The organism is Arthrobacter sp. B0316-1-20, from assembly GCF_059091865.1.
The window spans coordinates 1-6098 of record NZ_JBNHHC010000113.1; the positions used below are offsets into that span (position 1 = coordinate 1).

The 6098-nt window shown below is 68.4% G+C and carries 6 protein-coding genes and 1 pseudogene; 6 read left to right on the forward strand and 1 reads right to left on the reverse strand.

The features are described 5' to 3' along the window. A pseudogene (locus tag AC5RW2_RS39745) lies at positions 1-446 on the forward strand (ABC transporter permease); the annotation flags it as partial. Between the two features lie 103 nt (positions 447-549). Here the strand turns inward: AC5RW2_RS39745 and AC5RW2_RS39750 are convergent. Then, entirely contained in the window at positions 550-948 is a 399-nt protein-coding gene (locus tag AC5RW2_RS39750; protein WP_494030841.1) for a hypothetical protein, read from the reverse strand. A gap of 276 nt (positions 949-1224) precedes the next feature. On the opposite strand from AC5RW2_RS39750, the gene AC5RW2_RS39755 reads away from it, so the two are divergent. The 5 genes from AC5RW2_RS39755 to AC5RW2_RS39775 all read left to right on the forward strand — a co-directional run. Continuing rightward, positions 1225-2676, forward strand: coding sequence for a GntP family permease (locus AC5RW2_RS39755; protein ID WP_494075218.1), 1452 nt, complete (start codon positions 1225-1227; stop codon positions 2674-2676). Positions 2677-2722: 46 nt separating this feature from the next. Beyond that, positions 2723-3973, forward strand: coding sequence for a CaiB/BaiF CoA transferase family protein (locus AC5RW2_RS39760; RefSeq protein WP_494030843.1), 1251 nt, complete (start codon positions 2723-2725; stop codon positions 3971-3973). Next, entirely contained in the window at positions 3970-4932 is a 963-nt protein-coding gene (locus AC5RW2_RS39765; RefSeq protein WP_494030844.1) for a hydroxymethylglutaryl-CoA lyase-like TIM-barrel protein, read from the forward strand. Before AC5RW2_RS39760 ends, AC5RW2_RS39765 begins: the two co-directional genes overlap by 4 nt. Positions 4933-4934: 2 nt before the next feature. Further along, positions 4935-5924, forward strand: a complete 990-nt coding sequence (locus AC5RW2_RS39770; protein ID WP_494030845.1) for a 2-hydroxyacid dehydrogenase — start codon at positions 4935-4937, stop codon at positions 5922-5924. Further along, positions 5921-6098: glycerate kinase (locus AC5RW2_RS39775; RefSeq protein ID WP_494075219.1), on the forward strand; the 178-nt coding region annotated here is incomplete at its 3' end. The genes AC5RW2_RS39770 and AC5RW2_RS39775, both read left to right, overlap by 4 nt.

Here is a 6098-nt window from a genome sequence, read left to right on the forward strand (position 1 = left end):
CTGCGGCGCTGTCGGTGGCAGCGGCAGGTGCGCTGGTCGGCGTCGTTCTTTTCCAGGTGCAGCCGGTGACGCTGCTCTCCGGTGCGACCATCAGCGTGGGTGAATCCGTGCTGCGCCTGCTGCTGGTGGCCGGCTACGCCAGCCTCTCGCTGATGGGGCTTGCGGCCATTGGGCTATTCATTTCCACTCTGACCGAGGTGCCGGTGGGAGCCATGGCGGCCACCGCCGTACTGGCCGTGGTGGCTCAGATTCTCGGTGCCGTGCCGCAGCTGGAATGGCTGCACCCCTGGCTGTTCACACACCATTGGCTGAGCTTCGCCGACCTGCTGCGCGAACCGATCGTGTGGTCTTCCTTCGCGGACAACGCGCTCTTGCAGGGCGCCTACATTGCCACCTTCTGCGCCCTGGCCTACAGCCGGTTCGCCACCAAGGACGTGCTGTCCTGACCGGGCGGTAGCCGTTACCAACGCTACGCTGCCGGACGAAGGCCCGGCAGCGTAGCGGGTTCAGGCTGAACGGGGGGATTCCCCGGGGGCGTGCTGTGCCGGTCTAGAGTCCGTCGTCGGGTGCGCCCGGTGCGTCGTCCAGGCCCTCGGCGTGCGGTACTCCGTCATCCTCGACCTTGGTTTCGTCCGCGGCGTCCTTGGCTGCCTCTTCGGCCTCGTCCTCGGCGTCCTTAGCGTCTTCGGCTTCGTCCTCGGTGAGGGCCGGATCCGCGGCGGGGACGGCGGCCGGGTCGACCGCGGGGGCTACGGCGGTGTCGCCGTCGTCCGGGGCGTCGTTCAGGTCGACGTGGCCCGGTCCGTGAACGCCGTGGTCATCGATGATGGCGCCGGTGGCCGGATCGATCACCCCGCCGTCGTCAGCCTGGGCGGCGGCCGCTCCGCCTGCCATTACCATTCCGGCGATGGCTGCGGTGCCGAGGATCTTTCGCGTTGTCTTGTTCATGACTCTCTCCCAACTCATTTGTGCGGTTCAGGCTGCTCCCGTGTTGCCGGAGGCCGCCTGATCTGTTGATGCATCCAGTCTGTTCAGCGTTCGTGAGAGGGCCATGAGAAGAACGTGAGTCTTTTCTCATGAGGCTTCTGCGCGGTGCCGCCGCCGGCCCTGCACTTGCATTGTGGGTCAAAACCCATAATATGGGACAAGCGTTGTGCCTCCCGTCACAGCAACAAGCGTGTCCATAGCCTTCAGCGTTGAAGGTCCCAACCGATCGGATTCCTAATGTCTGATATCGCCATCCTGATCAACACGGCGGTGGCAGTGCTTGCCACTGTTGTGCTGATTGTCCGGTTCAAGGTGAACCCGGTCATCTCGCTGGTCATCGGCTCCGTCTACCTCGGCCTCTCCGCCGGCCTCGGCGTCACGAAGACCGTCGAAACCATCACCGGCGGCTTCGGCGAGATCATGGTGGAAGTCGGTCTGCTCATCGCCTTCGGCGTGCTGATGGGTTCGATCCTCAACGAGACCGGCGCCATCCGGCGGCTCGTCGAACACCTGCTGCGGGTCTTTGGCCCCAAGCGGCTGCCCTACACCATGGGACTGGCCGTCGGTACGCTCCTGCAGTCCATCTTCCTGGATGTCCTGCTCGTGATCTCGGCCCCGCTGGCCCGCCGCCTGGCCCCAAAGATCGGCAAGCTGGGCACGGCGCGGATGGCCACGGCGATGGCGATCTCACTCGAGTGCGGCATCGTGTTCATGGTTCCCGGCGTCGCCGCACTAGCCCTGGCCGGGCTGCTGGGCGTGCCGCTGGGCAAGATGCTGGTATTCGGCCTGCTGCTGATTGTCCCGACCATCATCATCTCCATCGCCATCATGACGTTCCTGTTCCGCAAGGGCTTCTGGAACGAGGCCAAGGATGAGGACCACACCTTTGACCTGGAGAACGACGGCGATACCCCGGCCGCGTCCGACGGCACCGCCGGCGCCACTCCCGCCGGCGGTACAGTGCGCTCCAACAGGGACGGCTCGGCGGTCCCGCACGCGCAGCCGGCACCGGCCGGTGTGGCCCTGGCCGAACCCGAGGCGAAGTCCGCGCCGCTGCTGCTCCTGTTCGCGCCGCTGCTGACGTCACTGCTGCTCATCGGCGCGGGTGCCATCCTGGAAATCCTCGAAGTCGAGATCCCGTGGCTGGAGCTGCTCGGCGAGCCGATCATGGCCCTGCTGATCGGCCTGATCGGCACGGCCGTAGTGGCCCGCTACACCGTCGGCCAAAAGCGAGTGGAGGCAGCCATTTCCACCGGTTTCAAGGAGAGCGGCCAGATCCTCATCCTCACCGGCGTCGGCGGATCCCTGGCGGCAACGGTGGGCGCCGCGGGACTGGGCGACATCCTGGGCGGGTTCTTCTCCGCCAGCACCGTTGCCCCGCTGGTCGTCGTCTGGGGCATCGCCGCGGTCCTGCACATCGCCGTCGGCTCCGTGACGCTGTCCGCGATCACCTCGGCCGGCCTGCTGGCGCCAATCGCGCCGGCTCTCGGCATCGACCCCGTCCTGATCGCCCTGGCCGCAGGCGCCGGCTCCCTCTTCATGGTCCACGTCACCAGCAACACCTTCTGGCTGCTGCAGTCGCTGCTGGGCCAGAGCGTGCGGGGCGCCCTGAAATCGGTGAGCGTCGGCGTCTCGGTGGCGTCCGTCGTCGCACTCCTGCTGATCCTGCCCATGAGCCTGCTGTTCTAGGCACCGCCCCGGCCGGCAACAACAGACCACGAAACGAAGGAAGACAATGACACAGAATGCCATCGCCCCGCTGGACGGCGTCCGCGTGCTGGAACTGGGCAACTACATTGCGGCCCCTACCGCCGGCCGGCTGCTGGCGGACTTCGGCGCCGAGGTGATCAAGGTGGAGCGGCCGGGCACCGGCGATGAGCTGCGCAACTGGCGCCTCCACAAGGGGGACACGTCCATGCTGTACCGGACGATCAACCGCAACAAGAAGTCGGTGGTGCTGGACCTGCGGACGGAAGCGGGCCGGCAGGCGGTCCTGGAGCTGGCGGCGAAGTCGGACATCCTGCTGGAGAACTTCCGCCCCGGCACGCTGGAAAAGTGGGGGCTGGGCCCCGAGGTGCTCAACCAGGCCAACCCGGAGCTGATCATCACCCGCGTTTCGGCCTTCGGCCAGACCGGCCCGCTGTCCGAGCGGCCCGGATTCGCCGCCGTCGCCGAGGCCTACAGCGGATTCCGCAACCTGGTCGGGGATCCCGACCGCGCCCCGGTGCGCGTCGGCGTCTCGATCGGCGACTCCATCGCCGGACTGTACGCCGCCTTCGGCTCCGTGATGAGCCTGTTCCAGCGGGAAACACGACGCCGGACGGCGGCTTCCGCGGTGGCGTTGCCGGAGCGGATCATCGACGTGGCGCTGAACGAGGCGATGTTCTCCATGATGGAATCCCTGATCCCGGACTACGAGGCGTACGGGGTCCGCCGCGAGCGCACCGGCGGGCGGATGGAGGGCATCGCCCCGTCCAATGCCTACGTCTGTGCGGACGGAGCGTCCATCGTGGTGGCAGGCAACGGCGACGGCATTTTCCGGCGCTATATGGAGACGATCGGCCGGGCGGACCTGGGCTCCGATCCGGGACTGCAGACCAACGCCGAACGCTGGGCCCGGCGTGAAGAGCTGGACGCGGCGATCGGAGCATGGACCGGACGGCTCACCGCCGCCGAGGCGCTGGCGGCCCTGGACGCGGCCGGCGTTCCGGCCGGTCCGATCTACACGGCCGCCGACATTGTGGCCGACGAGCAGTACGCGGCGCGGAACATGATCCAGAAATTCGACGTGTCCACCGGCGAGGAAACGCTCTCCGACGTCGGCTTCCCGGGCATTGTGCCCGTGATCGGCGGGCAGTCGCTGCCGATCCGGAACCTCGGCCCGGACCTGGGCGAGAATACCGAGGAGGTCCTGGGCGGGCTGCTGAACATGGACACGGACCAGATCAATGCGGCATCGAGCCGCGAGGAGGCACTGCAGGCATGAGCTTCACCTACGAACCCCGCGCGGAACTCCGCGACGTCACCCTGCGTGACGGGCTCCAGCTGACCGGCAAGATGCTCTCCACCGAGGCCAAGGTGGAGACCGTGCGCGAGCTGCTGCGCCTGGGTGTGCCGTCCATCGAGCTCGGATCCATGGCCCGGGCGGACCTGGTGCCGCCGATGGCCAACACGCTTGAGGTGGTCCAGGCGCTGACGCCGGAGGAACTGGAGAAATGCTGGATCTGGGTCGCTACCCCGGGCCATGTGGCCAAGGCCGCGGCCGCCGGGGCGCGGAATTTCCAGTACTGCCTCTCGGCGTCGGACTCCCACAACCAGGCGAACATCGGCCGCAGCACGGATGCCAGCCTGGAAGCGCTGCCGCAGGCCGTGGAGTACGCCCGTGCCGTCAACGGGCAGATCCAGCTCTGCATCGCCACCTCCTTCACCTGCCCGTTCGAAGGCATCGTGCCGGAGGAGCGGGTGCTGTCCATCGCCAAGGATCCGCGGGCCGAGGGCACCTGCGACATCGTCATCTGCGACACCCTGGGCCAGGCGGTTCCGGCGCAGGTGGCGAGTTTGATCCGGCGGGTGCGGGATGAGTCCCCCGCGCGGCGGATCGTCTACCACGGCCACGACACCTGGGGGCTCGGCGTCGCCAACACCCTGGCAGCGATCAGCGCCGGCGCCACCCTGGTGGACGGGGCGCTGGGCGGGCTGGGCGGCTGCCCCTTCGCCCCGGGGGCCAGCGGCAATACCTCGACCGAGGACATCCTGTTCGCCACCCGGCCGGAGTGGCTGACCCCGGACACGTTCGCCGGCCTGGTGGAGCTGTCCGAGAAGCTGCTGGCGGACCTGGGCGAACCCAACCGCTCCAAGTCCGCGCAGGGCGCCCGGTCCAAGGCGGAGGCCTTCGAGTGGGTTATCGCCTCGGACAAGGTCCCGGCCTGCGACAGGAGCAAGTGAGCATGGGAAGCAGGTTCCTGGTCACCACGCCCATCCCGTCGCCTGGTCTTGGGCTGCTCAAGGAAGCCGGCCAGGTCACGGTCCTGCCCGAGCCTCCCGACCATGAAACCCTCGGTGAGCTGTGCGCGTCCGGTGATTTCGACGTCGTCCTCACCCAGTTGCGAGACCTGGTGGACGCACCGCTGCTGGCCCGTGCCCGGGTGCGCGGGGTGTCCAACTTCGCGGTCGGCTACAATAACATCGACGTGGACGCCGCCACCGCCCACGCCATCATGGTGGGCAACACCCCCGGTGTGCTCACGGATGCGACGGCGGACATCGCGCTGCTGCTGATCCTGGGCACGGCCCGGCGGGTGGTGGAGGCGGACCGGATAGTCCGCGAGGGGAGGTTCCACGGCTGGGAACCGGAACTGATGCTCGGCAGCGATGTCTCCGGACGGGTGCTGGGACTGGCCGGGTTCGGCCGGATCGCCCGGGCCGTTGCCCGGCGCGCGCTGGGCTTCGGCATGGAGATCATCTTCGCCCCGCGGCCGCCGGGGGACCGGCCGGTCAGCGACGAGGAGCTCGGTGAGTTTGCCGGCAAGGTCCGCCAGGTGCAGTGGGAGGAGCTCGTGGAGCGCAGCGACTTCCTGTCCCTGCACCTGCCGCTGACGGAGCAGACGCACCACCTGGTCGACACCGCGGTGCTGGCCCGGATGAAGCCCGGAGCCATCCTGATCAATACCGCCCGGGGTCCGGTGGTGGACGAAGCCGCGCTGGTGGACGCGCTGCGGAACGGGGAAATTGCCGGGGCCGGCCTGGACGTCTTCGAGGACGAACCGCGCCTGGCGCCCGGGCTGGCCGAACTGCCCAACACGGTGCTGCTCCCGCATGTCGGCAGCGCCACGGTGCCGGTCCGCGCCGAGATGGCGCGGCTGAGCGCACTGAATGCCATCGCGATGGCCGAAGACCGGATTCCGCCGCATGCCGTGAACCCGGAGGCCTGGGTATGACGGTTCTGATCGCCCCGGACAGCTTCAAGGGCACCTACACCGCCGCCGAGGTCGCCGCGGCCGTGGCCGCCGGCGTCGATGCGGGCGGCGGCCGCTCCGTCCAGCTTCCCGTGGCCGACGGCGGCGAAGGCACCTTCGATGCGTTGTGCCGCGGACTCGATGCCGTTCCGGTTG

Coding starts and splice junctions, on each gene's coding strand:
- AC5RW2_RS39750 (WP_494030841.1), bottom strand. CDS start 948: ATGAACAAGACAACGCGAAAGATCCTCGGCACCGCAGCCATCGCCGGA.
- AC5RW2_RS39755 (WP_494075218.1), top strand. CDS start 1,225: ATGTCTGATATCGCCATCCTGATCAACACGGCGGTGGCAGTGCTTGCC.
- AC5RW2_RS39760 (WP_494030843.1), top strand. CDS start 2,723: ATGACACAGAATGCCATCGCCCCGCTGGACGGCGTCCGCGTGCTGGAA.
- AC5RW2_RS39765 (WP_494030844.1), top strand. CDS start 3,970: ATGAGCTTCACCTACGAACCCCGCGCGGAACTCCGCGACGTCACCCTG.
- AC5RW2_RS39770 (WP_494030845.1), top strand. CDS start 4,935: ATGGGAAGCAGGTTCCTGGTCACCACGCCCATCCCGTCGCCTGGTCTT.